This is a genomic window from Amycolatopsis halotolerans (genome assembly GCF_042647905.1).
Taxonomy (GTDB): Bacteria; Actinomycetota; Actinomycetes; order Mycobacteriales; family Pseudonocardiaceae; genus Amycolatopsis; species Amycolatopsis halotolerans.
This window is the reverse complement of the sequence record NZ_JBHRWI010000083.1, coordinates 1-1,330: the sequence shown is the minus strand read 5'-3', so window position 1 is coordinate 1,330 and position 1,330 is coordinate 1. Positions and strand designations below refer to the sequence as shown.

The following is a 1,330-nucleotide window of genomic DNA, read 5'->3' as shown; positions in this document are numbered from 1 at the left end:
GCTCCGGGTATGGCTCACATGGCGTCGCCGTTGGCAAGGCTGAAAGGACTTGGCCGCCCGGGCCCCCGAGACGGCTCGACCGCTAATTGGGATACGCGTGGATCGCTGTGTAGGACATCGTCGGCGTGGTCGTCTGTGGGTGAACCCTTGAGCACAACAACGAAAGAGGTGGTCGTGCCCCAGATCTGGGCCGGCGTGGACATCGGCAAGGAACACCACCACTGCGTGGTGATCAACGACATCGGCGAGCGGCTGCTGTCCCGAAGGGTCCAGAACGACGAAACCGAACTGCTGGCCCTGATCGCCGACGTCACGGCCATCGACACCGATGTGCTGTGGGCGATCGACCTGAACAGCGGTGGCGCGGCGCTGCTGATCGGCCTGCTGGTCAACCACGCCCAGGAATTGGTCTATATCACCGGTTTGAAGGTCCACCGGGCTGCCGGAACCTACCGGGGCGAAGGGAAAACCGACGCGAAAGACGCGTTCGTCATCGCCGACCAGGCCCGTGTCCGTCGTGACCTCGGCCCGTTGCGGGCCGGGGACGAGATCGCAGTCGACCTGCGGACCCTGACCAACCGGCGCACCGACCTGGTCTGCGACCGGACCCGGGCGATCAACCGGATCCGCCACCAGCTGCTGGAGTACTTTCCCGCGCTGGAACGCAGCCTCGACCTGTCCCGCAAAGGACACCTGGTGCTGCTGACGGAACACCAGACCCCGGACGGAATCCGGCGGCTGGGCAAGCAACGCCTGATCCGCTGGCTGCGCCACCGCAAGGTCCGCAAAGCCGAATCGGTCGCGCACGCGGCCGTCGAAGCCGCTTCCGCGCAGCACACCACGCTGCCCGGCCAGAAACTCGCCGCCGCGATGGTCGAACGGCTGACCAAGGGCGTGATCGCCCTCAACACCGAAATCGACGAGCTCGACGCGATGATCGAGGAACGGTTTCGCCGGCACCGCCACGCCGAGGTGATCCTCACCCTGCCCGGTTTCGGCCCCACCCTCGCCGCAGAATTTCTCGCTGCCACCGGCGGCGAGATGACCGCGTTCGGCTCGGTCGACCGTCTCGCCGGCTACGCCGGGCTCGCTCCCGTTCCACGCGATTCCGGCCGCATCCGCGGCAACCTCAGACGGCCTCGCCGCTACCACCGCGGCCTGCTGAGGGCCTGCTACCTCGCGGCCTCGGCCAGCCTGCCCAGCTGCCCGATCTCCAAGGCCTATTACCGGCGCAAACGCGCCGAAGGCAAACGACACGAACAAGCCCTGCTCTGCCTCGCCCGCCGACGCCTCAACGTCCTGTGGGCCATGCTCCGCGACAACGCTGGCT

1 protein-coding gene is annotated in these 1,330 nt (G+C 67.2%); it reads left to right on the top strand.

Annotated elements, in window-relative coordinates:
- Window positions 1-168: 168 nt before the first annotated feature.
- Window positions 169-1,330 (top strand): IS110 family transposase (locus ACFORO_RS46615; protein WP_377896787.1); only part of this gene is annotated, 1,162 nt, incomplete at its 3' end.